Origin of the sequence: Thermodesulfitimonas autotrophica, from assembly GCF_003815015.1 — a bacterium.
Classification (GTDB): domain Bacteria; phylum Bacillota; class Desulfotomaculia; order Desulfotomaculales; family Ammonificaceae; genus Thermodesulfitimonas; species Thermodesulfitimonas autotrophica.
In genome coordinates, this window is the sequence record NZ_RKRE01000003.1 from 322354 (window position 1) to 348730 (window position 26377).

Annotated in this window: 21 protein-coding genes; 19 read left to right on the top strand and 2 right to left on the bottom strand. The window is 60.4% G+C overall.

What is annotated here, in order from left to right:
- The first annotated feature begins 8 nt into the window (after nt 1-8).
- The 3 genes from sigI (at nt 9) to EDD75_RS09095 (ending at nt 2700) form a co-directional block, all read left to right on the top strand.
- Nucleotides 9-710: an RNA polymerase sigma factor SigI gene (gene sigI / locus EDD75_RS09085; protein WP_123931305.1), complete on the top strand. Its 702-nt coding sequence runs from the start codon at nt 9-11 to the stop codon at nt 708-710.
- Between the two features lie 18 nt (nt 711-728).
- A complete protein-coding gene (locus EDD75_RS09090) occupies nt 729-1937 on the top strand; it encodes an anti-sigma factor domain-containing protein (protein WP_123931307.1) in 1209 nt (402 codons plus the stop codon).
- Between the two features lie 103 nt (nt 1938-2040).
- Nucleotides 2041-2700: a rhomboid family intramembrane serine protease gene (locus tag EDD75_RS09095; RefSeq protein WP_123931309.1), complete on the top strand. Its 660-nt coding sequence runs from the start codon at nt 2041-2043 to the stop codon at nt 2698-2700.
- On the opposite strand, the gene EDD75_RS09100 is transcribed toward EDD75_RS09095, so the two are convergent.
- Nucleotides 2697-3317 carry a hypothetical protein gene (locus EDD75_RS09100; RefSeq protein ID WP_123931311.1) on the bottom strand — a complete coding sequence of 207 codons (621 nt, stop codon included), beginning with the start codon at nt 3315-3317 and terminating at the stop codon, nt 2697-2699. The two genes, EDD75_RS09095 and EDD75_RS09100, sit on opposite strands and share 4 nt — an antisense overlap.
- Before the next feature lie 152 nt (nt 3318-3469).
- Between EDD75_RS09100 and EDD75_RS09105 the strand changes: the two genes are divergently transcribed.
- From EDD75_RS09105 to EDD75_RS09120, 4 genes are read left to right on the top strand one after another with little or no spacing between them, the layout of a single operon-like run.
- Nucleotides 3470-4294, top strand: coding sequence for an MqnA/MqnD/SBP family protein (locus tag EDD75_RS09105; RefSeq protein ID WP_123931313.1), 825 nt, complete (start codon nt 3470-3472; stop codon nt 4292-4294).
- A 17-nt stretch (nt 4295-4311) separates the two neighbouring features.
- The gene (gene rfbD, locus EDD75_RS09110; RefSeq protein WP_123931315.1) at nt 4312-5151 is read left to right on the top strand and encodes a dTDP-4-dehydrorhamnose reductase; all 840 of its coding nucleotides are present in this window, start codon (nt 4312-4314) and stop codon (nt 5149-5151) included.
- Nucleotides 5152-5164: 13 nt separating this feature from the next.
- Nucleotides 5165-6331 (top strand): glycosyltransferase family 4 protein, encoded by a 1167-nt coding sequence (locus EDD75_RS09115; RefSeq protein WP_170157787.1) that lies wholly within the window; start codon nt 5165-5167, stop codon nt 6329-6331.
- Nucleotides 6332-6362: 31 nt separating this feature from the next.
- Complete coding sequence (locus EDD75_RS09120; protein WP_123931319.1) at nt 6363-7790, top strand: sugar transferase; 1428 nt, start codon at nt 6363-6365, stop codon at nt 7788-7790.
- 56 nt (nt 7791-7846) lie between these two features.
- Here EDD75_RS09120 and EDD75_RS09125 read toward each other — a convergent pair whose 3' ends face one another.
- On the bottom strand, nt 7847-9298 hold the full coding sequence (locus tag EDD75_RS09125; RefSeq protein WP_170157788.1) for a metallophosphoesterase family protein: 1452 nt from the start codon (nt 9296-9298) through the stop codon (nt 7847-7849).
- A 271-nt stretch (nt 9299-9569) separates the two neighbouring features.
- Here EDD75_RS09125 and EDD75_RS09130 point away from each other — a divergent pair, with 271 nt between their 5' ends.
- The 12 genes from EDD75_RS09130 (at nt 9570) to tuf (ending at nt 26361) form a co-directional block, all read left to right on the top strand.
- Nucleotides 9570-10286 (top strand): ClpP family protease, encoded by a 717-nt coding sequence (locus EDD75_RS09130; protein ID WP_123931323.1) that lies wholly within the window; start codon nt 9570-9572, stop codon nt 10284-10286.
- Nucleotides 10287-10309: 23 nt separating this feature from the next.
- Nucleotides 10310-10519, top strand: coding sequence for a YlzJ-like family protein (locus EDD75_RS09135; RefSeq protein WP_123931326.1), 210 nt, complete (start codon nt 10310-10312; stop codon nt 10517-10519).
- A gap of 442 nt (nt 10520-10961) precedes the next feature.
- Nucleotides 10962-11207 carry a FeoA family protein gene (locus EDD75_RS09140; protein WP_123931328.1) on the top strand — a complete coding sequence of 82 codons (246 nt, stop codon included), beginning with the start codon at nt 10962-10964 and terminating at the stop codon, nt 11205-11207.
- Nucleotides 11208-13301 (top strand): ferrous iron transport protein B, encoded by a 2094-nt coding sequence (gene feoB / locus EDD75_RS09145; protein WP_123931330.1) that lies wholly within the window; start codon nt 11208-11210, stop codon nt 13299-13301.
- Nucleotides 13302-13393: 92 nt separating this feature from the next.
- Nucleotides 13394-14470 (top strand): redox-regulated ATPase YchF, encoded by a 1077-nt coding sequence (gene ychF, locus EDD75_RS09150; RefSeq protein WP_123931332.1) that lies wholly within the window; start codon nt 13394-13396, stop codon nt 14468-14470.
- A gap of 190 nt (nt 14471-14660) precedes the next feature.
- Nucleotides 14661-18086, top strand: a complete 3426-nt coding sequence (rpoB, locus tag EDD75_RS09155; RefSeq protein WP_123931333.1) for a DNA-directed RNA polymerase subunit beta — start codon at nt 14661-14663, stop codon at nt 18084-18086.
- A gap of 63 nt (nt 18087-18149) precedes the next feature.
- Nucleotides 18150-21689, top strand: a complete 3540-nt coding sequence (rpoC, locus tag EDD75_RS09160) for a DNA-directed RNA polymerase subunit beta' (RefSeq protein WP_123931335.1) — start codon at nt 18150-18152, stop codon at nt 21687-21689.
- A 95-nt stretch (nt 21690-21784) separates the two neighbouring features.
- Nucleotides 21785-22036 carry a L7Ae/L30e/S12e/Gadd45 family ribosomal protein gene (locus EDD75_RS09165; RefSeq protein ID WP_123931337.1) on the top strand — a complete coding sequence of 84 codons (252 nt, stop codon included), beginning with the start codon at nt 21785-21787 and terminating at the stop codon, nt 22034-22036.
- 144 nt (nt 22037-22180) lie between these two features.
- Nucleotides 22181-22555 (top strand): 30S ribosomal protein S12, encoded by a 375-nt coding sequence (gene rpsL / locus EDD75_RS09170; protein WP_123931339.1) that lies wholly within the window; start codon nt 22181-22183, stop codon nt 22553-22555.
- 18 nt (nt 22556-22573) lie between these two features.
- Entirely contained in the window at nt 22574-23044 is a 471-nt protein-coding gene (gene rpsG, locus EDD75_RS09175) for a 30S ribosomal protein S7 (RefSeq protein WP_123931341.1), read from the top strand.
- Between the two features lie 17 nt (nt 23045-23061).
- Nucleotides 23062-25143 carry an elongation factor G gene (fusA, locus tag EDD75_RS09180; RefSeq protein ID WP_123931343.1) on the top strand — a complete coding sequence of 694 codons (2082 nt, stop codon included), beginning with the start codon at nt 23062-23064 and terminating at the stop codon, nt 25141-25143.
- Between the two features lie 15 nt (nt 25144-25158).
- Nucleotides 25159-26361 carry an elongation factor Tu gene (gene tuf / locus EDD75_RS09185; RefSeq protein ID WP_123931345.1) on the top strand — a complete coding sequence of 401 codons (1203 nt, stop codon included), beginning with the start codon at nt 25159-25161 and terminating at the stop codon, nt 26359-26361.
- The last annotated feature ends 16 nt before the right edge of the window (nt 26362-26377 follow it).

Below are 26377 nucleotides of genomic sequence, written 5' to 3' on the forward strand. Positions count from 1 at the left end.
GTAGCCGGGTGGAGGAGCTAAGGATTAGGGAAGAACTGCTGCACCGGGCGCGGCGCGGCGACCGGCAGGCGCGGGAGGAATTGTTAGCGCGCCACCGGCACTTTATCTTGAGCGTAGCCGCCGCGTGCTCGCGACAACCGCTGACGTGGAGTGACGATGCGGCGAGTATCGCCCTGATCGCCTTCAACGAGGCGGTCGATTCCTACGATGAGGACCGGGGGGTGCCTTTTTTGGCCTTCGCTCGCCTGGTCATTAGAAGCCGGATTGCAGATTTTTACCGGCGGGAAGGGCGGGTGGCGGCGGAAAGCCTTGAGGAAATCGCGGCGGCGGGAGGGGCGGCGGTCGGACAGGTCGCGCGGGAACGCTTCACTGAGGAGGAGTTGCTCAGGGAACGGCGCGAAGAGATCGAGCGGTACCGCAAGCTGCTCGCCGAGTTCGGCTTAAGCTTCCGTGATCTGGTAGCGGCGGCGCCCAAACACCGGGATGCCCGGGCCAACCTTCTCCGGGTGGCCCGGGTGCTGGCGGAAAACCGGGAGCTCTTCCGGTACTTAATGGAGAAGAAGCGCGTTCCCCTCAACGAGCTCGCGCTCTTGACTGGCGTACCCCGCAAAACCCTTGAACGGGGACGCCGGTACATCTTGGCGGTAAGCTTGATTTTAGGACAGCCGGAAGAGTTCACTTACCTTTACGGGCATCTCAAGTACTGTTAACAGGAAAGGGGGAGAAGGATGAGACGCCGGGAAAAGGGGCTGCTTTTGGAGAAAAACGGCAACGGAATCGTTCTTACCCCCGACGGCGATTTCCGTTTTGTTCCTTCTCCCGCAGCGGAAGTGGGGGCGGAGATAACGCTCACTGGTGTCCCTGCGGTACGCTGGTGGCTTCTCTCTATAGCGGCGGCGCTAACGGTCGTTTTTATCGGTCTGGGGCTGTACCGCTATTTCCTGCCTACTCCCGTGGCCTACGTGGCCCTCGATATCAACCCGAGCCTTGAATTGGGGCTCGACCGGCAGGAGCGGGTGGTTCGGGTTGAGGCCTTGAACGGCGATGCCGTGCGCCTGACGGCAGGGGTAAAGTTGCGCGGCCTGCCGGTGACCGAGGCGGTTAAAGCGCTCATCTGCCGTGCGGCGGAACTGGGTTATGTGAGCGCCCGGCGGGAGGGCGTGGTGTTGCTTACGGTGGTGCCGGTGCGGGAGGGTGAACCGGTGCCGCGGGCGGCCGATCTGGCACAAGCGGCCGGGCAGGCGGTGGCGAAAAGAGACCTACAGGTTAAGGTGGTGGCTACGGCCGTGCCGGCAAAATACCGAGAGGAAGCCCACCGGTTGGGGCTCTCGCCGGGGAGATACGTGCTTAAAATGGGTGCGTCCCGTGCCGGGAAGCCGGTGACGGTGCAGGAACTGAAGCGGGAGGGCCTGGCGCGGCTCGAGGCGCACCGGCGGGTTCCCGTCGAGGAACTGGTGCGGGCGGGCCAGCAGGATGGGGTAGTCGTGGTGCCGGCAAAAATCGGGCGGTGGGCTGCCGTCCGGGAGAAAGAGGAGCACGGGCGAGATGAGGCAGGGGCGCCCGAAGGGAATCCGGTCGAAGAAAAAACCGGCGCAGGGAAGGCACAGCCCGGCGGCGCGGGCGGATTACGGCGGCCGTCTCGGGACGGGGCAAAGCCGCCGGAGGGAGTTACCGGAGGGCGTTTGCAAGAAGAAAAACAGGGGTTAGAAGAGAGACGGGGTGCGGCGAAGCTGCGTCCGGAAGAAGGCGTGCGGGAGAAGGTATACGGTCCCGGGATGTCCGAACGGCAGGTTACAAGGAAAAGCGGGCGTGCCGACCGAGGGGGTGGGAGCATCACCGGGAAGGTTTACCGGAGCGAGGGTGGGGAAGTAGGAAACGGTGCGGCTGTAGAAACCTCGCGCCCAGAAAGTTGCGGGCAAAGATCTGCTGGGGATTAGCGGTCGCGAAGAGTTATGCCGGCCAAAATTTTCCCCGAGTTCTATGTAACACCCCGGTCCTGGGGTGGTATCATTTTATAAACGGCAATTCGCGGAGGGGAAAATGATACCGCTACGTGATACCATTCGCTCCCGGACCTTCCCGGTCGTAACCGTGGCGCTTATCGCCGCCAATATCCTTATCTTTCTCCATGAGGCTTCCCTTTCCGAAGCAGAGCTCCAGATGTTAGCGCGGACTTACGGAGTGGTGCCGGCGCGAGACCTGCCGGCCCTTATTTACCATCCCTTGAGTCTTGGCACCTATATCCCTTTCCTGACCGCCATGTTTCTCCACGGGGGCTGGTTTCATGTCCTCGGCAACATGCTCTATCTCTGGGTCTTCGGGGATAATGTTGAGGATGCGATGGGTCGCGGGCGCTTTCTTCTTTTCTACTTGCTGGCTGGTTTTGCCGGGAGTCTTGCTCACGTCCTGGCCAATCCGGGCACGACGGTCCCGACGATCGGGGCCAGCGGGGCGGTGGCGGGTGTCCTGGGCGCCTACTTCGTGAGTTTCCCCCGTTCGCGGGTTTTAAGCCTCGTCCCCATTTTCTTTTTCATTACCCTGGTCGAACTGCCCGCGGTGCTCTTCCTTTTCCTCTGGTTCGCGATGCAGCTTTTGAACGGCGTTGCTTCCCTGGCGATACCGGGGCAGACCGTTGCCTGGTGGGCGCACATCGGGGGCTTCCTTTCGGGGGCGCTTTTGGTGAAGTTCTTCCGGCGTTAGAGGGCGGTGACGTCGATCACCGGTCCGTTTTCCTCACCGCTCCTCTCGCGGTAAAACTTGAGGACTTTGGCCCCGATGGCCCGCGCGAAAAAGTAGTTGATTATTCCCGCAACGAATATTCCGGCGAACGGCAAGAGGCGGGGGACGAGTTGGCGCTGGCTGGCGCGTACCCCCAGCCCCAGGAGGACCTTTTCGGTGAGTTCGGCGGTGAGCTGCCTGGAAAGCTGGGCCGCCGCCAGGCGGCTTAGGCGCTGGTTGACCGTGTGGATCCCAGCAGCGAGCGCAAAGGCCATAAAAGCTTCCCGCTGGGCTTCGAGGGTTGCCGGGTCGCGGCCGTAGAGGGTGGCCAGTTCGAGAACAAGGCGGGTGACGGCGAAGCCAAGAATGGTGATGTCCACGGCCGCGCCACTGAGCAGCGCGATCAGAGTTCCGAGTCCGGGCATAACCGCCGGCAGGGCGGTAAGCGCCCCGGCAATGGCGCACCACCAGCATTTTTCCCGGATGAGGCCCCAGGCGAGCTCTTCCCGGCTCAGTTCCGGGAACTGCGCCCGCAGTTCTTTGATGCGCTGGTGAATGGCGCCAAGGCTTTCCGCGCTGAAGGGGTTAAAGCCAAACATTATTTGCTCCTTAGGCGCTTGGTGGTGATTATATTATGGGGCGGGTACGCCGGGGCAGTCAACCCCGGGGCGGTCGCGGGAAGGCTGGTGGGTAGTTCAAAATGCGCGGGCCTGTGTTATAATGTCGGGTAAAAAGAAGGGAGCGGTTTTTCTTGGAACTCACGCTGGCGCACAGCCCGGATGCCGACGACGCCTTCATGTTTTCCGCTTTGGCGCTCGGGAAGATCGCTACGGAAGGATACCGTTTCACGCACGTCCTCCAGGATATCGAAAGCCTTAACCGGGCGGCATGTGAGGGGGTTTACGACGTCTCCGCGATTTCCTTCCACGCCTATCCCTATGTGGCGGAAAATTACCTGCTCCTTCCCTGCGGGGCGAGCGTGGGTGACGGTTACGGCCCGCTGGTCGTGGTGCGCGAAGATTTTCCGGAAGGAAAAGAGCCGGCGGTGGTAGCCGTGCCGGGAAAACTTACCACGGCCTACCTAACGCTGAAGCTCTGGCGGCCGGCCTGGGAAACCGTAGCCATGCCTTTTGACGCGATCGGCCCGGCGGTTGCCTCCGGCGCGGTCGAAGCGGGGCTCTTGATTCACGAAGGCCAGCTTACCTACGCCCGGGAGGGCTTAAAAAAGATTGTCGATCTCGGCGCTTGGTGGCGGGAGGAAACGGGTTTGCCCCTCCCCCTCGGGGGGAATGTTATCCACCGGCGCCACGCGGCGCGGGCCGCCCTGATCAACGGCATTTTACGGGAGGCGATTGCCTGGGCCTTGGCGCACCGGGAGGAGGCGCTGGCGCACGCGCTCACTTTCGCGCGGGGGCTGAAACGGAACGAGGCGGACCGTTTTGTCGGGATGTACGTGAATGAGTGGACGCTTGATCTGGGTGAGGTCGGGCGGCGAGCGGTGGCGGCGCTTTTGGACCGGGGCTACCGGGCCGGGCTGATTGAAGCCCCGCCCCGGCTGGCCTGGGTAGACGGGTAAGGAGGCGTGAATTTTTAATGCGAATTCTTGTAACCGGGGCGGCGGGAATGCTGGCGCGGGCGGTAGTGGCTGAGTTTGCGGCGCGGGGAAACAAGGTAGCGGGACTCACCCGCCAGCAACTCGACATCACCTCTACGCCGGCGGTGGCCGAGGCGCTGCGGGAGTACCGCCCGGCGGTCTTGGTCAACTGTGCCGCTTATACGAATGTGGACGGGGCGGAAGAAAATCCCCGGGAGGCCTTCTTAGTAAACGGGCTGGCGGTTAAGGAGCTGGCCGCCCTGTGCCGGGCGAACGGGGTGAGACTGGTGCATATAAGCACCGATTATATTTTCGACGGCGAAAAGGGCAGCCCGTATCACGTCTACGATCCGGCGCGCCCCGTTAACCGCTACGGCGAGAGCAAGTGGTGGGGGGAGGCGGCTGTCCGCGAGACGGGCGGTGACTACCTTATTGTGAGGATCAGCTGGCTTTTCGGGCCGGGCGGGAGGCACTTTGTGGGAACAATCCTCAAGCGTGCCGGTGAGGCGGAAGAACTCAAGGTGGTGGACGACCAGTACGGGGCGCCGACCTACGCTCCCGACGCCGCGCGGGCGATAGCGGATCTCATCCTGGCCGGTGCCCGCGGCACTTTTCACGTCACCAATAGCGGTGAGACCACGTGGTACCGCTTTGCCCGGGCGATTTTAGAGTTGAGCGGCAGCCGGGCGAAGTTGGTGCCTTGCGCTACTGCCGACTTTCCCCGCCCGGCGCGGCGCCCGCGCTACGCCGTCCTCGATAATTTCCCCCTGAAAGAGGTTATCGGTTACCAGTTGCCGCCTTGGGAGGATGCGCTCCGGCGCTACCTCGCCCGCCGGTAGGAGGCGTGTCCTTATGGGTAGGCCCCGGGTTCTTTTCGTGGCGACGGTGGCCCGCCACCTGCTCGCCTTTCACCAGCCTTATTTCCGCCTCTTGCAGGAATGGGGCTACGCGGTTGACGTTGCCTGCAACCCGGCAGGGGAAGCGGCGTCCTTTGCTTCTTTGGGCGTGCGGCTTCACCCCGTCCCTTTCGAGCGGCGACCTTTCTCCCGCCAGAACCTGCGGGCGGGCGTAGCACTCTGGCGGCTTTGCCGACAGGAGTCTTACGCCCTGGTTCACGTCCACACCCCCGTGGCCGCGTTTATAGCGCGGCTCGTGCTGCGGCTGCGCCGTTTCCGCCCGGTTCTCTACACGGCGCACGGCTTTCACTTTTTCCGCGGGGCGCCGCTTGTGAACTGGCTCCTTTATTTTCCGTTGGAATGGTTGGCGGCGCGGTGGACCGACGGGTTGATCCTTTTAAACCCGGAGGACTACGCGAGGGCAAAGCGCCTCCCCGTGCGGGGCGCGGTTTTCCTGGTTCCCGGTGTAGGGGTAGATGCCGCCGCTTTCACGCTTCCGCCCGGCGAGGCGGTAAAACGGCGGCAGGAATTTGGTTTGCAGCCGGAAACACCCGTGGCGGCAGTGGTCGCCGAGCTGAGCAGGGTTAAAAACCACGAGCAGATCTTCCGCGCCTGGCGGCTTGTGGTCCGGGAGCTCCCCGAAGCGGTGCTGCTGGTTGCGGGGGAAGGGGAGCGGCGCCGCGTGCTCGAAGGGCTGGCGGCGCAGTTAGGCATAGCGGCGCACGTAAGGTTTTTGGGTTTTTACCGCGATATCCCCGCGCTTCTGTCAGTGGCCGACGCGGTGGTGCTTACCTCGAAGCGGGAGGGCCTGCCGCGGGTGATCCTCGAAGCGATGGCGGCGGGTAGACCGGTGGTGGCGACGGATGTGCGTGGCAACAGGGACCTGGTGGTGGACGGGGAAACCGGCTATTTGGTACGGGTGGGCGACGTGGCGGGAACGGCGGCGGCGGTGCTGCGTCTGCTGCGCAACCGCGAGGGCGCCCTCCGGATGGGCGCGGCGGGGCGCCGGCGACTTGAACCCTACGCGATAGAAAAGGTGGTCGCGCAGGTGGCCCAGATTTACCAACGGTATCTTGCCGGAGCGCCGGGAGGAAAAGCGGGCTCCGGCGGCGAACTTATGTAGAAAATTCACGAAAAAACCGGCGGCGAGGTCAATGGAAAAGAGGCTGCTGCGGCGGCTACCCATCTGGGTGGTTGCTGCTGGAGACCTGGCGGTTTTGCACTTAACCCTTCTGCTCGTCTTTTACCTGCGTTTTGGCGGTTCTCTCCCCCAGGCGAACATAGCAGCCTGGCGCAGCACCCTGCCGTGGGTGAGCGTGACGGCCCTTTTGCTTTTTGCGGGGCTCGGGCTATACGAGCGGCGTCTGAACGGTCTGGTTTCCGTGATGCGGGCCCTCATCCCGGCGGTTGTAGGGGTCGCCCTGGCAACGGCGGCGGTTGCCTTCTGGGTGCGGGGGTTCGCCTTCCCGCGGAGTGTTCTCCTGCTCGGGGCCTGCGGCCAGTTTGCGGGGCTTTTAATCTGGCGCGGCCTTTGCTACCGGATAGATTGTTACCTGCACGGGCGGCGGGGGCTGGTGGTAGTGGGCGCCGGCGAGGCGGTCCGCCCTGTGCTCGAGAAGCTGCTCGGCCTACCCCGGAGCCTTTTTTACATCCGGAGCGTGACCGGGCCTGAAAGCCCGGCTTTGAAAGAAGCGCTCGCGGCGGCTGAGGGCGTGGTAGTAGCGCCAGGGGTGCCAGCAACGGTAAAGGCGGCAGCGGTGGCCGCGGCGCTTGAGGCCGGGCGGGAGGTTTACCTGGTTCCTGAGCTTTACGAGGTGATGCTGACCGGCGCGCGGGTGATCGAGCTTGACGACCTCCCGGTGCTTCAGGTTGAAGAATTGCGGCTGTCGCTCCTGCAGGCCGGCGGCAAACGGATCTTCGATCTTGGTGTGGCCCTCTTCCTTTTAGTGGTTACCGCTCCGCTCCTTTTGGTAACCGCGCTGCTCGTACGCTTATCTTCCCCCGGGCCCGTTTTTTACGTTCAGGAGCGGGTCGGTTACCGGGGCCAGGTTTTTAGGCTGCTCAAATTTCGCACCATGATCCCCGACGCTGAAAAAGAGACCGGGCCTGTGCTGGCGCAGGCCGACGACCCACGGATAACCCGTATCGGAAAATTCTTGCGCGCTACGCGACTCGACGAGTTGCCCCAGTTGGTCAACGTGCTGAAGGGAGAGATGAGCCTCGTAGGGCCGCGTCCCGAGCGGCCGGTTTTCGTGGACGAATTTGTCAGGGCCCATCCCGCCTACCACTACCGCCACCTGGTCAAACCCGGTCTTACGGGAATGGCGCAGATCTACGGGCGCTACACCACGTCGCCCGAGGACAAGCTCCGCTACGACCTTTATTACATTCGCAACTACTCCTTCCTCCTGGACCTCAAGATTCTGTTACGTACGATCCCGGTAGCGTTTACCCCCAGTGCGGCCCGGGGAGAGGCTGCGGGCGCACCGGAGAAAAGCGCGGTGATCCACGCGCTGCTGAACGGTATGCAAGAAACCGCGGCAGGAGAAGACGGCAGGAAAGCCGGTCAAACTGCCGGTTAAGGGGTAAGGCGAGCGTTTTTCAGTTTTTCTCCCCGGCCGTAGCGGCGGTCTTACGCTTACCGGTGCCAAAGCGATACTTGCGGTTGGCGCGGCAAGGCACAGGGTGGCGTGGGGGCGGGGATAAGCCGGTGCTCGACGCGGAAGCTTCCCGCGCGCGGGCCGTAGGTGATGATGTCTACGGCCACCGGCTGTTTTTGGCGGTTAAGGTGCACGATCATTGCGGTATAAGGAACCTCGGTGGCGCTCTGCAACCCCCTGATGCCGGCGGCGCCGGTAGTTCCGGGGTTAAGGAGTAGCGAAGCGGTATCTCCTTCTACCGCTGGCTCGTGGGTATGGCCGCAGACAATGAGCGGCACTTGGCCGCGGAAGCGGCGGGCCACCGCTGGGTTATGGACCACGAGCACATCCACCCGGGTGGGAGACCGCTTAAGCGTTGCGGCTAGCTGCGCGGCCAGGGCTTTAAGTTCCGCCTCCTCCTGCGCGGCGCTGTTGACCTTGGGCGTGGGGCGGTAGGCTGACGGGTCGGGGGCGCCGAGAATCTTAAGGCCGGCGATGTTTACTACCCGCCCGCACAAGACGTACACGTGCGGCCGGGCGGCCAGAGCCTCCATTACCGCGGGGGAGTCGTGGTTTCCGGGCGCCAGAACGTAAGGGACCGGCAGCTTGCCAATCCCTTCGACGAGGTTGAGCTCCAGCGGCAGGCCGAGATCGGTTAAATCGCCGGCATCAAGGATGGCGCTCACAGCGAAGCGGGTGGCCAGTTCCCGGGCGAGCACCAGCGCCACCGGATTGTTGTGGATGTCGGAGACAAGAAGCAGCCGGGTGTCGCCGTCTTGCAGGGAAAAGTTATTCAGCGTGTCGGCGCGCTGAAAGAGTTCCTGGAGGTTCGCGATCAGTTCTGGGGCCCGGGCGTTGAGTTCTTGGAAACCGCTTACCAGGTTTTCACTGAGCGCGAGAATCCTGGGAGCGGCCTCGATGATGCCGCTGTAGGCAGGGTGCTTGAAGGCCTCTGGCTGGTAAGTGAGATAAACCGGGCCCAATAACGCGGCGGCTGTCAGAAGCCCGGTTAAAGGCGGGAGCCAGAGCCGGCGCAGGGGAAGGCGCAGAAGCGGCCAGGTGAAAAAGAGGGCTCCCAGAGCTCCGCAAGCGAACTGGCGGAGCACGAAGGACTTAAGCGCGTCTCCGGCATCATGCCGGAGCTTTTCCCAGAGCAGGGAGAGGTCGGGGTTCTGGAGGGCGGCGGTCACCGTCCTTTCTTCCACCTTAAGGAGAGTGAGACGGCACTCAACCGGGAAGGCGTGGGTCCGCGCAGTGAGCGTCCCGAGCGGCGGCAACTCCACGACCGTCTGCCCGGTTTTCGCGGGACGCACGGCAGCCGCTACCCGGAAGCCGTCGATTTGGTACTGGGCTGGCCCGAAGGCCCAGATAAAAATAATGGCACCGGCCAGCGCACTTCCGACCAGCAAGATCAGCTGTAAAAGCTTAGGAACAAAGGCTTTGGCGTTCACCGGCAGGACCACCTAATCAAAATGTTTCGCCGCAGTTGGTTTGATGGGCAACGACTCCCTATGTAAATGATTCGGCAGGTCCGCGCCTCTTCCTGTCGAAAAAGATAAGCCCTTATTATGGTAATAAGTGTTTGGGGGTAAAGGCCGGCCATCTCCCTGCCGGCGAGAAAGAAGAGTTTTTGGTCTTTATCGGGTCATAATAATAGACGAATTTGTTCCTGAGATTACTGGGGTTGGGGGACCACCGCCTAAAGCCTTAAGGAGGGGAAAAGTGGAAGTTCAGCCGGTCCGGGAGCAGCCCGATCGCGAGCGCGATGTGGCCCTGGCATTGCTCAAGGAATTAGGTAGCGCGGTTATCCCGCAGGTTCGGAGCAACATCCACTGCCTGACGATTGTGGGGCAGATCGAGGGGCACATGGTGCTGCCGCCGCAGAACAAAACCACCAGGTACGAGCATATCCTGCCGCAGCTCGTGGCTCTTGAGCAGCACCCGGACATCGAAGGGGTGCTCCTCATTCTGAATACCGTCGGGGGTGACGTGGAGGCCGGCTTGGCGATCGCCGAAATGGTAGCCTCGCTGTCGAAACCGACCGTTTCCCTGGTTTTAGGAGGGGGACATTCAATAGGTGTTCCTGTGGCCGTGGCGGCGCGCTACTCTTTCATTACGGAGACGGCCAGCATGACGATCCACCCGATCCGGCTGGCGGGACTGGTGATCGGCGTGCCGCAGACCTGGGAGTACCTTGAGAAGATGCAGGACCGGGTGATCCGCTTTGTGGTGAAGCACTCGCAGATTGACGAGTGGCGCCTCCGGGAAATGATGTTCCGCAGCGGGGAGCTGGCGCGGGATATCGGGACGGTCCTCATCGGCCGGGAGGCGGTCGAGTGCGGCCTGATTGACGAGGTGGGCGGTATTGGCCGGGCGATGGCGAAACTCCGGGAGCTGATCGACGCGGCGCGGCAGCAGAGGCCGGTGCCTATCCAGTGATTTACGTGGTGGAGGCGGATAGAATGGTCCTGTATACGCCCATCCCGCTGGAGCTTGTTCTCGCGGGGACGGAACCAGTAAGACGGTACCGGGAGGCTGTCATCCGCGGCGTCCCGGTGCTGGTAGAGGAAACGGCGCCCGGTCGTGGCCGCGTGGTGCGGCTGTTAAGCACCGATCCTTTCGATTACCTTGCGCCAGGGCTGGCGCCGGGCACCGAAGTAAATTTTTCTTAAGGTGAGGCAGGAAAAATTTTGCCGGTGGCGAAAAAAATTTTTACCGCAAGAAAACTTTTCGCCAACGTCAGGAGAACAGGGCAAACTTTTGGAGGTGGGGCAGATAATGGAAACGAGCGGCCCGGCGGTTCTGGTTGGTGTAATTTTCCCGGCAGTTCTGGCGGTTGTAGGTGTGGTAGCTGCGGTTGTAGCCTACTACCTGCATGACGAGAGCCAGGGCAGCTAGCTTGCTTTTGCAGTCGTAAAACCACAAAGAATAGAGCTTCTTCAATCACTGCGGACGCACGCATAGCCAAAGGCTCCGAAGGGGGCCTTTTTGCTTTTTCTTCCGGACAAATCACGGTCCCCAGATTAGGACATAAGATGGATGAAAGGAGTGGGAGGTTGGGGGATAGAGCGTCCCCTATGGCGCCGAAAATTTTGCTACTGGGGAAACGGAGGGATGGCAGCTTTGCGGCGTCTGGTAACGCTTGATACTCTCTCGCCCGGTAAGCGGGGAAGGATCGCGGCGGTTAAAGAGGGGGTACTTTACCGGCGCCTACTGGCGCTGGGGCTTGTCCCCGGGACGGTAGTGGCGGTGGTCCGCCGGGCACCGTTCGGGGATCCGGTGGCTTATCTGGTGCGGGGGTACTGCCTGGCGCTGCGGCGGCAGGAGGCGGCGACGATTTTGGTCGAGGAGATTGGTTAAATGAAGGCAGGGGTCGCGCGCATCCGGTTGAGTGCCATTCTGGCCGCCCGGGAGAGGGTGGCTGAAAAGTTCCTCACTGTGGCGCTGGCCGGCAACCCCAACGTCGGGAAGAGCACCCTGTTTAATCTCTTGACACGCCAGAACCGGCATACCGGTAACTGGCCGGGAAAGACGGTGGCGGTTTCCGAAGGGAGACTGCGGGTCGGCAGGACCTCCTTGCAGGTGGTTGACCTGCCGGGCACCTACAGTCTGGCAGGGGGGTCACCGGAGGAGGAAATCGCCAGGGCGTTCCTGTTGCAGCGGCTGGCGGACGTGGTGATCGTCGTTGTGGACGCTACGAATCTCGAGCGGAACCTATATTTTGTACTTGAGGTGTTGGAGCTTACCGGCCGGGTGGTAATAGCCCTCAACATGATGGACGCGGCGGTCGCCCGGGGTTTGAAGATCAACGCCGCGAAACTTGCCGACCTGTTGGGAGTCCCGGTTGTCCCTCTATCGGCCGCCCGTAAGGCAGGGGTTCGTGACCTTCTGGCGACGGCGTTAGCCGTAGCCTGCGGCAAGGCGAGGGTCAGCCCGCGGGTGGATTACGGCGAGTTAGAGGCGGCGGTGGAGACGCTTGCGGGTGCGCTCCGGGAGTGGGCCGTAGCGAATCCCGCGGCCAGGGGCGTCGCGCTCGATCGGTACCAAGCCCGCTGGCTGGCGGCCCGGCTGCTTGCGGGGGACGGGCAGGCCGAAGCCCTTTTGGCGCTACCGGGTGGCGGGAGGGTAGCGGCGCTGGCTGCTGCCTTGAGAGAGAGACTGGTAGAAGAGCCCGCCCTGCTTATTGCCCGCGCTTTTTACCGGCAGGCCCAGGAACTGAGTACCGCGGTGCTGACGCCGGTAAAAAGTAAGCGAACCGAGATCCTGACTTCGTCCCGGATCGATGCGGTTGTCACCCACCGTTTCTGGGCTTTCCCGGTAATGGCCGCTTTTTTTGCGGCGGTGGTTGCGCTCACCATGTTTGGTGCGGCACCGCTTACGGCATTGCTCCAGAAGTTCTTTGCTGCGGTAGCGCACCGGTTCGAAGTGGTGCTGGCAACGGGGGGTGTACCCTTCTGGCTCAAGAGAGCACTGGTTGATGGCCTGTTGGGCGGAGTCGGTGCGGTCGTTGCGGTGATGCTGCCGACAATGACCATCTTTTTCATCCTCTTTGCTATTCTCGAAGACAGCGGTTTTATCCCGCGCTTCGCCTTTAATCTCGACCGGCCGCTGCGGGCCGTAGGGCTGCAGGGGAAACACAGCGTCACCTGCATGATGGGCCTAGGCTGTAACATACCCGGGATCATGTCCTGCCGGATAATGAGCGGGAAGCACCGCTTGATCGGCATCCTCACAAACAGCTTGGTACCTTGTAATGGTCGCCTAGGGGTGATGCTGCCGCTGGCGCTCCTTTTCTTCGGTAAAAACGGTAGCTGGGTGGTGCTCGGCCTGCTCATCCTGAGCGGGGCTGCCGTGGCGCTTTCCGGCGTGATCCTGAACCGCGTCCTTCGCGGTCCGGCTCCGGGCTTTATACTCGAACTGCCGTCTTACCGCCTACCCCGGCTGTCTACCATCACCCGCCGGGTGCTGCGCGAACAGGTGGCCCACGTACTGGTACGGGCCGTCCTGGTGACCACGCCGGTGGTTCTCAGCGTCTGGTTTTTTTCGAACTATCCGGGCGGTGCGCCGGATGGCACCATCACCGCCAGGCTGGCCCGGTTTTTTGAGCCCGCAGGGCGCTTTATAGGCCTTGACGGCGCCACGTTGGTTGCTCTGGCCTATGCCCTGCCGGCCAAGGAAACGGTTATCGGGACGCTGGCGGTAGCGAGGGATCTCGGCACTAGTCTGGCGCAGCACGGTCCGGTGGAAAAATATCTGGCGGCCGCATGGTCTCCCCTGACGGCGTTCAAGTTCCTTCTCTTCTACATGCTCTATTCGCCTTGCGCCTACACTGCCTGCACGATCTACCAGGAGACCGGAAGCTTGCGCTATACGTTGTTAGGTATTCTGTTGCCGCTCGGCCTGGCTTTCCTGCTTACTTTTATCGTCCACCGGCTGATGCTCTTCTTCGCCTGACCGTGCCCAAAGAAAAACGCGGCCGGCAAGAGGAATTTGCGGCTGCGCGTTGAAACTCCTCTTTTCAGTGATTACTGAACGGAGGTTGCGCGGTGGAAATCGGTCTGATCGGACTGCCACAGGTGGGAAAGACCACCCTTTTTAATTTGCTGACCGGTGCGAGTTACCCGACGGGTATTTTAGGGGAAACCAAGGTCCATACCGGTTCGGCGCCGGTGCCCGACGCGCGGGTGGACTTTTTAGCGGCGCTTTACCGGCCCCAGAAGGTAACTTACGCTCGGGTCAATTTTAAAGATATTCCGGGAGTTGACTTGCGCGGGGGCGAAAAAGGGGCCGCCGTCCGTTTCTTTGAGGAGGTGCGGGGCGCAGACGCGCTCTGTTGCGTGGTGCGTGCCTTTACCGCGGCGGGTGTGCCGACCTATTTCGACGCTTTGCTGCCCCTGCGGGAGTTTCAGGAGCTGTACGCCGAGATCCTACTGGCCGATATCATGCTGGTGGAACGGAGGCTGGAGCGAATCCGGAGCGGAAAGAAGGTTTCGAAGCAGGCGGCCGCGGAAGTCGCCCTGCTCGAGCGCTGTTTGGCGGCGCTGAACGAGGAGAGGCCGTTAACGGAAGTCACCCGGACGCCGGAGGAAGAGGCACTTTTCGCGGGCTACGGCTTCCTTTCGCTAAAACCCCTTCTGCTGGCCGTTAACGTTGATGAGGACGGCCTTAAAGGGGGATACCCGCAGCAGGAAGCGCTGCTGCGTTATGCGACGGAGCGGGGCATCCCGGTTGTGGAAGTTGCCGCCCGGATAGAGGCGGAAATAGCGGAATTACCTCCTGAGGACCGGGTAGAGTTTCTGGACAACTTGGGGTTACAAGAGCCCGGGATTGCGCGTCTGGCCCGGGCGGCTTACCGGGCTTTGGGGCTCATCTCGTTCTTTACCGTTGGGGAGGACGAAGTCAAAGCCTGGACGGTAAGAGAGGGAACCGTGGCGAAGAGAGCGGCGGGCAAGGTTCATTCGGACATCGAGCGGGGATTTATCCGGGCGGAAGTTTTTGCTTTCGATGATTTACGGCAGCTCGGTTCGCCTGCTAAGCTACGGGAGGCTGGGCTCTTGCGCCTTGAGGGTAAGGATTACGTAGTGCGCGACGGGGACGTTATTCACTTCCGGTTTAAGGTTTAAAACTTTTGTTAATAATTCTTGACAGTTCATAACCCCTTATGTTAAAATCTTCAGGCATTGCTTAAGAAAATTGGTTCGCAGGAACTTAACCCACACTTGCTTTCACCGAGCGCCCGTTCTTAAAAATTTTTAAGAAAGGGAAGCGTCAGGTAGCTATTTTCTTTTTTAAAAACTTTCAGGAGGTTGAGGTATGGGAGTGCCGGTTGCAGTCCCGACTGCCGGTGACCGGGTTACGTACGCCAAGTTCAAGGAGATCTTGGAGATCCCCAATCTCATCGAGGTTCAGAAGAGGTCTTACCGCTGGTTTCTGGAGGAAGGCCTGCAGGAAGCGCTCGCCGATATTTCGCCGATTAAGGATTTCACGGGCAATCTGGTTTTAGAGTTTTTGGCGTCGAGTATTGGTGAACCCAAGTATTCCGTTTCCGAATGCAAAGACCGGGATGTAACCTACGCGGCGCCTCTCCGGGTGAAGGTACGCCTGATAAATACCGAGACGGGCGAGATAAAAGAACAGGACGTCTTTATGGGCGATTTCCCGTTGATGACTGATAAAGGAACCTTTATCATCAACGGCGCGGAAAGGGTGGTAGTAAGCCAGCTCGTCCGCTCTCCGGGTGTCTATTTCGGGGAGCAGCTTGATCCAAGCGGTAAGAAGCTTTTTACGGCCACCATCATCCCGAACCGGGGTGCCTGGCTCGAGTTCGAGACGGACGTGAACGACCTGCTCTGGGTCCGGGTGGACCGGACCCGGAAGGTCCCGGTGACCGCTCTCGTCCGGGCGCTGGGCTACGTTACCGATGCGGAGATTCTGGCGCTTTTCGACAATGATAAGGTCATTCAGGAGACGCTGAGCAGGGATACCGCCAGAACCGATGAGGAGGCGCTTATCGAGATTTACAAGCGCCTCCGCCCGGGCGAGCCGCCAACGGTGGAAAGCGCGCGTGGGCTCTTAGAGAGCCTTTTCTTCGATCCGAAGCGCTATGATCTTGGAAATGTGGGGCGCTACAAGCTCCATAAGAAGCTCGGCCATGGCGTGCTCTACCGTTACCGCGGCGAGGGGCCGGAAGAGTTCGACCCGTACCTCAAGAAGATGGTGCCGCGGGACCGCGAGTTTATCCGGGAGCTGACCAAGGAAGATATCGTCGCCACGATCCGTTACCTTTTGAAGGTGATGCGGGGCGAGGGGCAGACGGACGATATCGATCACTTAGGCAACCGGCGGCTGCGCTCGGTTGGCGAGCTTTTGCAGAACCAGTTTCGCATCGGCCTGGCGCGGATGGAGCGGGTCGTCCGGGAGCGCATGACTATCCAGGATATCGAGGCGGTCGCCCCCCAGCACCTCATCAACATCCGGCCGGTGGTTGCGGCGATCAAGGAGTTTTTGGGTTCAAGCCAGCTTTCCCAGTTTATGGACCAGACCAATCCACTCGCCGAGCTCACCCATAAGCGGCGGTTGTCGGCGTTAGGTCCGGGGGGGCTCAGCCGGGAGCGGGCCGGATTTGAAGTGCGGGATGTGCACCATTCCCACTACGGGCGGATCTGTCCGATTGAGACACCTGAAGGTCCGAACATTGGTCTTATCGGCTCGCTCACTACTTACGCACGCGTAAACGAGTTCGGTTTCATTGAGACGCCGTACCGCAAGGTGGATAGAGAGCATAAGCGGGTTACGGACGAGATCGTTTATATGACTGCCGATGAAGAAGAGGAACACGTAATTGCCCAGGCGAACGTACGCCTGGATGAGAACGGCTATTTCCTCGAAAAGCGCGTCAATGCGCGTTATAAGGGCGAAATCCTGGTAGTTCCGGTTGAAGAGGTCGAATATGTAGACGTTTCGCCTAAACAGGTCTTCAGTGTTGCCACCTCACTGATTCCTTTTCTCGAGCACGACGACGCCAACCGGGCGCTTATGGGCGCCAACATGCAGCGTCAGGCGGTGCCTTTACTCGTTGCCGAAGCGCCGCTTATCGGCACGGGCATCGAGGGCCGGGTGGCCCGTGATTCGGGAGCGGTGGTTCTGGCTGAAAAAGATGGTGTCGTCAAAAAGGTGACGGCAACGGAGATCAGCATCGCTTGTGACGACGGAACTGTGGCGCGCTACCCGCTGCTGAAGTTCAACCGGTCCAACCAAGGAACCTGCATCAACCAGCGGCCGATTGTGAACGTAGGGGACAGGGTGAAAGCGGGCGAGGTGATCGCCGATGGCCCCTGCACGAGTAACGGCGAGCTTAGCTTGGGGAGGAATCTTTTAGTAGCCTTCATGCCCTGGGAGGGTTATAACTACGAAGACGCCATCCTGATAAGCGAAAAACTGGTCAAGGAGGACTACTTCACCTCGATCCACATCGAGGAGTACGAGTGCGAGGCGCGGGATACGAAGCTCGGACCGGAGGAAATCACGCGGGATATCCCGAACGTTGGCGAAGACGTGCTGAAGGACCTTGATGACCGGGGAATCGTCCGGATTGGAGCGGAGGTGCGGACGGGAGATATTCTGGTCGGCAAGGTGACGCCGAAAGGCGAGACGGAACTGACGGCGGAAGAACGTCTCCTGCGGGCGATTTTCGGCGAGAAGGCGCGGGAGGTCCGGGATACCTCGCTCCGGGTGCCCCACGGTGAATCGGGGAAGGTTGTAGACATTAAGGTTTTCAGTCGCGAAAAAGGTGATGAGCTGCCGCCCGGGGTCAACCATCTGGTGCGGGTTTACGTGGCCCAGAAACGGAAGATTTCCGTGGGCGACAAGATGGCCGGGCGCCACGGGAATAAGGGTGTGATCGCGCGGATTCTGCCCGAAGAAGATATGCCTTTCCTCGCGGACGGAACGCCGGTCGAGATAGTGCTGAATCCGCTCGGGGTTCCTTCCCGTATGAACCTCGGGCAGATCTTCGAGACCCATTTGGGATGGGCGGCAAAGGTCCTGGGAATTAAAATCAGCACCCCGATCTTTAACGGTGCCACCGAGGCTGACATTATCGAGTCTCTGAAGAAGGCTGGCCTACCGGAGAATGGCAAAACGATCCTTCGTGACGGCAGGACCGGAGAGCCTTTCGACAACCCGGTAACGGTTGGCTATATTTACATGCTGAAGTTAGCACACCTGGTAGACGATAAGATTCACGCCCGCTCCACGGGACCTTACTCTCTGGTTACCCAGCAGCCACTCGGGGGTAAGGCGCAGTTCGGGGGGCAGCGCTTCGGCGAGATGGAAGTCTGGGCGCTGGAGGCTTACGGCGCTTCCTACACGCTTCAGGAGATGCTGACGGTAAAATCGGACGACGTTGTAGGCCGGGTTAAGACCTACGAAGCGATCGTTAAGGGTGAAAATGTTCCGGAACCTGGGGTGCCGGAATCTTTCAAAGTGCTGATTAAGGAGCTTCAGAGCCTGGCACTTGATGTGCGGGTGCTTTCGGAGGATAACAAGGAGATCGAAATCAAGGAGACGGAGGACGATATCGGCGAAACGGCGCGGGAGCTTGAATTTGACATCCGGTACGAACCGCCGGTAGGTTTTGCCGGAGCGATTGACGAGGCGATTGACGAGAGCGAAGAGGAAATACGGGATGAGGGGGACGACCCTGAAGATTTTCCGCCGGGTGATGAGGAAACTACGTGACGTTTAGTTGCGTAATCTCCAGGCTCGCCTTCAAGCAAAGAGTCCTTAAGGGGGGAAGCTCTGATGATGGAGCTTAACACATTTGACCGCATCCAGATCGGGCTTGCTTCACCGGAACAGATTCGTGCCTGGTCGCACGGTGAGGTTAAGAAGCCGGAAACGATAAACTACCGCACGCTGAAACCTGAGCGGGACGGCCTCTTTTGCGAGCGTATCTTTGGTCCGACGCGGGACTGGGAGTGCTACTGTGGGAAGTACAAGCGGGTGCGCTATAAGGGGGTTATCTGCGACCGGTGTGGCGTCGAAGTGACCCGTTCCAAAGTCCGCCGGGAGCGGCTGGGGCATATCGAATTAGCCGCGCCCGTTTCGCATATCTGGTACTTCAAGGGTATCCCGAGCCGGATGGGACTCCTGTTAGACATGTCTCCCCGGGCTCTGGAGAAGGTCCTCTACTTTGTTTCGTATATCGTTACCGATCCAGGGGACACGCCCCTGGTTAAGAAGCAGCTCTTGACGGACAGCGAGTACCGGGAGTACCGCGAAAAGTACGGGGACGCCTTTAAGGCGGGCATGGGTGCGGCGACCATCAAGGAGCTCTTGCAGGAAATAGACCTTGACGCGCTTGCCGCCGAGCTTCGCCGTGAGATTCGCGAGAGCACCGGTCAGCGCCGCGTGCGGGCGATCCGCCGCCTCGAAGTGGTCGAAGCCTTTAGAAAATCGGGGAACCGGCCCGAATGGATGATCCTCGAGGTTCTCCCCGTGATTCCGCCGGAGCTCCGGCCGATGGTGCAGCTCGACGGCGGTCGTTTTGCAACGTCGGATTTGAACGACCTCTACCGCCGGGTCATTAACCGCAACAACCGGCTCAGAAGGCTTCTGGAGCTTGGGGCGCCGGACATCATCGTGCGCAACGAGAAGCGGATGCTCCAGGAGGCGGTTGACGCCCTGATCGATAACGGCAGGCGGGGGAGGCCGGTTACCGGTCCCGGCAACCGGCCCCTCAAGTCCCTCAGCGACATGCTTAAGGGGAAGCAGGGCCGTTTCCGGCAGAATCTTTTAGGTAAGCGCGTTGACTACTCCGGCCGTTCCGTCATCGTGGTGGGGCCAAGGCTTAAACTCCACCAGTGTGGCCTTCCCCGCGAAATGGCGCTGGAGCTCTTCAAGCCCTTCGTGATGAAGAAGCTGGTCCAAGGCGGGCACGCCCACAACATTAAGAGCGCCAAGCGCATGGTAGAGCGGATGAAGCCGGAAGTGTGGGACGTTCTCGAAGAGGTGGTTAAGGACCACCCGGTTTTGCTCAACCGGGCGCCGACATTGCACCGCCTCGGCATCCAAGCCTTTGAGCCGGTTTTAGTCGAGGGCCGGGCCATCCAGATTCACCCGATGGTCTGCACCGCGTATAACGCGGACTTCGATGGCGACCAGATGGCGGTTCACGTGCCGCTTTCTGCAGAGGCCCAGGCCGAGGCCCGTCTTCTCATGCTTTCGACCGGTAACATCTTGAACCCGAAGGACGGGCAGCCGGTGACGATTCCGACGCAGGACATGGTTCTTGGTATCTATTATATGACGCTGGCGAAAGAAGATCCGGCTTACGAGCATAAAGCCTTCTGCGACCCTGACGAGGTAGTACGGGCTTACGAGAGCGGGGTGCTGCCGCTGCACGTTCCGGTCCGGGTGCGGCTTCCGGGCCTTGTGGCGGCCGACGGGTCGCGTCTATTTAAAACAACGGCGGGGCGACTCATTTTCTACCGGACTATTCCGGCGAAGCTGACCGAGACGGTAGGGGAAAACGGCGCGGGGCGGCTGACGCCTCTCGGCGAGAAGATTCTCTCCAGCGTTGTGGATAAGAAGCTGCTGAGCAAGATTATCGACGTCTGCTACCGCAAGCTTGGTTACGCGAAAACGGCCACGCTTTTGGACAACATCAAGGAACTCGGCTTCGCTTTCTGTACCAGGGCGGGGCTTACCATCGGGAGCGAAGATTTGGTCATTCCCGAAGAGAAGCCGGCGATCCTCGCCGAAGCCGACAAGGCGGTCGAAGAGGTTGAACAGCAGTACCGCCGGGGCCTGATCACCAAGGAGGAGCGTTACCGGAAGGTTATTGAAATCTGGAACCAGGCGACGGAGAGGATCAAGAACCTGCTTCTCGAAAAACTCGACCGGTTTAACCCGGTATACATGATGGCCATTTCCGGTGCCCGCGGTAACATCCAGCAGATCAGGCAGCTTGCCGGGATGCGGGGTCTGATGGCCGACCCGTCCGGGCGGATCATCGACCTTCCCATCCGGGCGAATTTTAGGGAAGGGCTTACGGTGCTCGAATACTTCATCTCGACGCACGGCGCCCGGAAGGGGCTGGCGGACACCGCTTTGCGGACGGCCGACTCTGGGTACCTGACCCGCCGCCTCGTCGATGTGGCGCAGGACGTGATCGTGCGCGAGGAAGATTGTGGGACGACGGATTATATCGAGGTGGAGGATTTCCGCGACGGCGACGAAGTCATCGAAAGGCTGAGAGAGCGTGCCCTCGGGCGCATCGCGGCGGCGGACGTTGTCGATCCGGCTACGGGAGAAGTTATCGTTCCCCGGGGCGAGGAAATCGACGAAGAAGCGGTTGAGCGCATCGAAGCTGCGGGCATCAAGAAGGTGAAAATCCGCTCGGTTTTAACCTGCAGAACTTCCTACGGTGTCTGCTCCCGCTGCTACGGGCGGAACCTGACGACCGGCTACCTTGTCGATATCGGTGAAGCGGTGGGTATCATCGCGGCCCAGTCGATCGGCGAGCCGGGAACCCAGTTAACGATGCGCACCTTCCATACCGGTGGGGTAGCGGGTGAGGATATCACCCAGGGTCTCCCGCGGGTTGAGGAGCTCTTTGAGGCGCGGCGGCCCAAGGGCCAGGCGATCATTGCCGATGCAGACGGCATCGTTTCGGTGCGGGAAACCAAGGGCCGCCGGGAGATCGAATTGGTTACGCCGGAAGGAGAGCAATTTGTCTATCCGGTACCTTACGGCGCCCGGTTGCGGGTTCAGGACGGTGATAAGGTGGCTGCGGGCGATGAGCTGACTGAGGGTCCGGTCAACCCCCATGACCTGCTGAAGATTAAAGGGGTCAAGGCGGCGCAGCTTTACCTGCTCAAGGAGGTGCAGCGGGTTTACCGCCTCCAGGGTGTGGAGATTAACGACCGGCACATCGAAATTGTGATCCGGCAGATGTTCCGGAAGGTAAAGGTTGAGGATGCCGGGGATACGGATCTGCTACCCGGCGGCCTGGTCGATATTTACGAATACGAGGAAGAAAATAAGCGCGTGATCGAAAAAGGCGGGCAGCCTGCGGTTGTGCGGCCGGTGGTCCTCGGCATTACGAAGGCTTCCCTGGCCACCGACTCCTTCCTGTCGGCGGCCTCGTTCCAGGAAACTACCCGGGTTTTGACTGACGCGGCGATCAAGGGGAAGCAGGACCCGCTCATCGGCCTCAAGGAAAACGTGATTATTGGCAAGCTTATTCCGGCCGGCACGGGGCTCGCGCGCTACCGTAACCTCAAAATTTTCTACGACGATCAGGGTGGTGATACGGAAGAACAGTCCGCAGAAGGTTGATCTGGCCTGAGTTTTGGGATACGATTCTTGTTGACACTCAGGGAAAATAATGTTACACTAAAAAAGTCTGTGGGTGCTTGGAGGGGTTAAACCTCATGCCCTACGAGCGTCTGATCTCCGCCCGCAAAAAAGCTGTCGGGTCGAAGGAGACCCTGAAGAGCATTGAGCGGGGGCAAGCGAAGGTTGTATACGTGGCGAAGAATGCCGAACGGCGCATTACCGAACCGATTATCCGGGCGTGCCGTGCCCGGGGTACCCCGTTAGAGGAGGTGCCCTCGATGCGGGAGTTAGGTAAAGCCTGCGGCATAAGCGTAAACTGCGCGTCAGCTGCGGTTATCGAAGACTAAAGCTTGCCCCCTGCAAAGGCAGGGGGCTAAGTTTTGGGCGGAAGGTTGCCGGACGGTTGGTTTGCAGTGGTTAGGGCCGGGGGATAGAACCGGTTTAAATCTCCAGTCGTTTTCGTAGCGATTTGTGAAGGGAGGTATGTTCTATTGCCAACAATTAGCCAGCTTGTGCGTCACGGAAGACAGTCGGTGCGCAAGAAGTCATCGGCGCCGGCCCTGCGCGGCTGCCCGCAGAAGCGCGGGGTTTGCACCAGGGTTTACACGACCACGCCGAAGAAGCCGAACTCGGCTCTCAGGAAGGTGGCGCGTGTCCGTTTGACGAACGGGATGGAGGTTACCGCCTACATTCCGGGCATCGGCCATAACCTGCAGGAACACTCGGTGGTTCTGGTGCGCGGCGGCCGGGTCAAGGACCTTCCGGGCGTACGCTACCATATTATCAGGGGGGCGCTGGATTCGGCGGGTGTTCAGAACCGCAACCGGGGCCGCTCCAAATACGGGGCCAAGCGGCCCAAGAAGTAGGCGAAAGGGGGGAAGTATGTGCCGCGTAGAGGACCGGTTCCCCAGCGCGAGGTTCTACCGGATCCGGTATACCAGAGCCGGCTGGTGACAAAACTTATCAACCAGGTTATGCTTCAGGGTAAAAAGAGCATCGCCGAGAGTATCTGCTACGGGGCTTTCGATATTATCAGGGAGAAAACCGGGCGTGACCCGCTCGAGGTCTTCGAAGAGGCGATGAAGAACGTAATGCCGGTTCTGGAGGTTAAGGCGCGGCGTGTCGGCGGCGCCAACTATCAGGTTCCGGTAGAAGTGCGGCCGGCAAGACGGCAGACCCTCGCCATCCGCTGGATTACCAACTTTGCGCGCCAGCGCCAGGGTAAGTCGATGCGCGAGAAACTGGCGGCGGAGATTATGGACGCGGCGAACGGCACGGGCGGGGCCGTTAAAAAGAAGGAAGATACTCACCGGATGGCGGAGGCCAACAAGGCATTTGCCCATTATCGCTGGTAGAAAGGAGGTGCTGGGGTATGGCGCGTGAGTTTCCGCTCGAAAGAACAAGAAACATAGGGATTATGGCCCACATCGACGCCGGGAAGACGACGACTACCGAACGCATCCTTTTTTACACTGGTAAGATTCACCGGATCGGTGAGGTTGATGATGGGGCCGCGACGATGGACTGGATGGTGCAGGAGCAGGAGCGGGGCATCACCATCACCTCAGCGGCTACCACCTGCTACTGGCGCGACCACCGGATTAACATCATCGACACACCAGGACACGTGGATTTTACGATCGAGGTAGAGCGCTCGTTGCGCGTGCTCGATGGGGCAGTGGCGGTATTTTGCTCTGTGGGAGGTGTGGAGCCGCAAAGCGAGACTGTCTGGCGGCAAGCGGATAAATACGGCGTGCCGCGGATTGCTTACGTCAACAAAATGGACCGGACCGGCGCCGACTTTTTCCGGGCGGTGGCAATGATTAAGGAGCGGCTCGGGGCGAATCCGGTGCCGGTTCAGCTCCCGATTGGCGCGGAGGATAGCTTCTGCGGGGTAATTGACCTGATTCAGGAAAAGGCGATTATTTACCTGGACGACTTGGGAACGGTAAGCAAAGAAACGGCTATCCCTGCCAATATGAGGGAACTCGTGGCCGAATACCGCGAGAAGCTGCTAGAGGCGGTGGCGGAAGCGGACGAGGAACTGATGTTGAAATACTTAGAGAATGAGCCTCTTACTGTCGAAGAGATCAAGCGGGCTTTGCGGAAGGCGACCCTGGCGGTGAAGGCCATTCCCGTTCTCTGCGGTTCCTCCTACCGGAACAAGGGTGTGCAGCCTTTACTTGACGCCATTATCGATTTTTTGCCGGCGCCGACCGACATCGCGGCAGTAAGGGGCACGAACCCGGAAACGGGCCTGGAGGAAGAGCGCTTGGCGCGGGACGATGCGCCTTTTTCGGCCCTGGCCTTTAAGATCATGGCCGATCCCTACGTGGGGAAGTTAACCTTTTTCCGGGTCTATTCGGGAACTTTGAAGTCCGGTTCCTACATTTATAATGCCACCAAACAGAGGCGGGAACGGATCGGCCGGCTCCTGCAGATGCACGCCAATCACCGGACGGAAATTAAAGAGGTTTACGCCGGCGATATCGTGGCGGCGGTGGGGTTGAAGTTCACGACGACCGGAGATACCCTTTGTGACGAGGCGCACCCCATCATTCTCGAGGCGATGGACTTTCCGGAACCGGTTATCTCGGTGGCTATTGAGCCGGAGACCAAGGCCGACCAGGATAAGATGGGGCAGGCTCTTGCCCGGCTGTCAGAGGAGGATCCGACCTTCCGGGTCCACGTCGATGCGGAGACCGGGCAGACCATCGTTTCGGGGATGGGGGAGCTGCACCTTGAGGTCATCATCGACCGGCTGCTCAGGGAGTTCAATGTTGGCGCTAAGGTCGGCAAGCCTCAGGTGGCGTACCGCGAGACGATTACCAAGCCCGCGCGGGCGGAAGGCAGGTTTATCCGCCAGACGGGCGGCCGGGGCCAGTACGGGCACGTGGTTCTCGAGATCGCGCCACGTAAACCCGGGGAGGGCTTCCTCTTCGAAAATAAGATTGTGGGCGGCGTTGTTCCCAAGGAGTTTGTGCCGGCAATTGAAGCGGGTGTGCGCGAGGCGATGGAAAACGGCGTCCTGGCCGGCTACCCGGTTATCGATGTTGGTGTAGCGCTGGTTGACGGCTCTTACCACGAGGTTGATTCCTCGGAGATGGCCTTTAAGATTGCCGGTTCGCTTGCCTTCCGGGAAGCGGCCAAGCGGGCGGAACCGGTCATCCTGGAGCCGATCATGAAGATTGAGGTTATCACTCAGGAAGAGTATACTGGGGACGTCATCGGCAATCTGAACGCCCGGCGGGCGCAGATCGAAGATATAGAGGTGAGGGGCAATAACCGGATCATCCGGGCGCTGGTGCCCTTATCGGAAATGTTCGGCTACGCTACGGATCTCCGGTCACTCACGCAGGGCCGGGGCACTTACACGATGCAGTTTGACCATTATGCCGAGGTACCCCGGAATCTGATGGAAAAGATAGTGCAAAAGTACTACTATGCAAGTTAAGGAGGAGGAAGATTCATGGCCAAGCAGAAATTTGTCCGGACGAAACCGCACGTTAACATCGGCACGATCGGTCACGTGGACCACGGGAAGACGACCCTGACGGCAGCGATCACTTTAGTGCTTTCCAAGCAGGGAATGGCTGCCTACAAGAAGTACGACGAAATCGATAACGCGCCGGAAGAGAAGGCGCGGGGTATCACCATCAACACCGCCCACGTTGAATATGAGACCGAGAAGCGCCACTACGCGCACGTTGACTGCCCCGGTCACGCCGACTACATCAAGAACATGATCACCGGCGCGGCCCAGATGGACGGGGCGATCCTGGTTGTTTCCGCTGCCGACGGGCCGATGCCCCAGACGCGGGAGCACATTCTGTTGGCGCGGCAGGTTAACGTGCCCTACATCGTCGTCTACATGAACAAGACCGACATGGTTGACGATCCGGAGCTTTTGGAGCTCGTCGAGATGGAAGTGCGCGAGCTGCTCTCGAATTACGACTTCCCGGGCGACGAGATTCCGGTCATCATGGGCTCGGCGCTCAAGGCGCTTGAGTGCGGCTGCGCCTCCCGGGAGTGCCCGCACTGCGGCTCTATCTGGAAGCTGATGGACGCCGTGGACGAATACATCCCGACGCCCGAGCGGGACGTTGACAAGCCGTTCCTGATGCCGATTGAGGACGTCTTCACCATCACCGGGCGCGGCACGGTGGGCACCGGACGTATCGAGCGCGGGCGCATCAGGCCGGGCGACGAAGTGGAAATCGTAGGCTTCTCCGATAAGCCGCGCAAGACGGTAGTAACCAGCGTCGAGATGTTCCGGAAGACGCTCGACGAAGGCGTCGCGGGTGACAACGTTGGGTGCCTCCTGCGCGGCGTGGACCGGGATGAGCTCGAGCGCGGCATGGTGTTGGCGAAGCCCGGCACGATCAAGCCGCACACCAAGTTTTCGGCGGAGGTCTACGTGCTGACGAAGGAGGAGGGCGGGCGCCACACGCCTTTCTTCAACGGCTACCGGCCGCAGTTCTACTTCCGGACGACGGACGTCACCGGGGTCATCAAGCTGCCCGAGGGGGTGGAGATGGTGATGCCCGGAGACAACATTAAGATGGACATCGAGCTCATCACGCCAATCGCGATCGAGGAGGGTCTCCGCTTCGCCATCCGCGAAGGCGGCCGCACGGTCGGCGCCGGTGTGGTGACCGGGGTCAAGGAGTAATCCTTTCCGTACAGGA

What these genes read in the sequence shown, in the direction of transcription:
- EDD75_RS09090 (WP_123931307.1), top strand. Translation starts at nt 729, where the DNA reads ATGAGACGCCGGGAAAAGGGGCTGCTTTTGGAGAAAAACGGCAACGGA.
- EDD75_RS09095 (WP_123931309.1), top strand. Translation starts at nt 2,041, where the DNA reads ATGATACCGCTACGTGATACCATTCGCTCCCGGACCTTCCCGGTCGTA.
- EDD75_RS09100 (WP_123931311.1), bottom strand. Translation starts at nt 3,317, where the DNA reads ATGTTTGGCTTTAACCCCTTCAGCGCGGAAAGCCTTGGCGCCATTCAC.
- rfbD (WP_123931315.1), top strand. Translation starts at nt 4,312, where the DNA reads ATGCGAATTCTTGTAACCGGGGCGGCGGGAATGCTGGCGCGGGCGGTA.
- EDD75_RS09115 (WP_170157787.1), top strand. Translation starts at nt 5,165, where the DNA reads ATGGGTAGGCCCCGGGTTCTTTTCGTGGCGACGGTGGCCCGCCACCTG.
- EDD75_RS09120 (WP_123931319.1), top strand. Translation starts at nt 6,363, where the DNA reads ATGGAAAAGAGGCTGCTGCGGCGGCTACCCATCTGGGTGGTTGCTGCT.
- EDD75_RS09135 (WP_123931326.1), top strand. Translation starts at nt 10,310, where the DNA reads ATGGTCCTGTATACGCCCATCCCGCTGGAGCTTGTTCTCGCGGGGACG.
- EDD75_RS09140 (WP_123931328.1), top strand. Translation starts at nt 10,962, where the DNA reads ATGGCAGCTTTGCGGCGTCTGGTAACGCTTGATACTCTCTCGCCCGGT.
- feoB (WP_123931330.1), top strand. Translation starts at nt 11,208, where the DNA reads ATGAAGGCAGGGGTCGCGCGCATCCGGTTGAGTGCCATTCTGGCCGCC.
- rpoB (WP_123931333.1), top strand. Translation starts at nt 14,661, where the DNA reads ATGGGAGTGCCGGTTGCAGTCCCGACTGCCGGTGACCGGGTTACGTAC.
- rpoC (WP_123931335.1), top strand. Translation starts at nt 18,150, where the DNA reads ATGATGGAGCTTAACACATTTGACCGCATCCAGATCGGGCTTGCTTCA.
- EDD75_RS09165 (WP_123931337.1), top strand. Translation starts at nt 21,785, where the DNA reads ATGCCCTACGAGCGTCTGATCTCCGCCCGCAAAAAAGCTGTCGGGTCG.
- fusA (WP_123931343.1), top strand. Translation starts at nt 23,062, where the DNA reads ATGGCGCGTGAGTTTCCGCTCGAAAGAACAAGAAACATAGGGATTATG.
- tuf (WP_123931345.1), top strand. Translation starts at nt 25,159, where the DNA reads ATGGCCAAGCAGAAATTTGTCCGGACGAAACCGCACGTTAACATCGGC.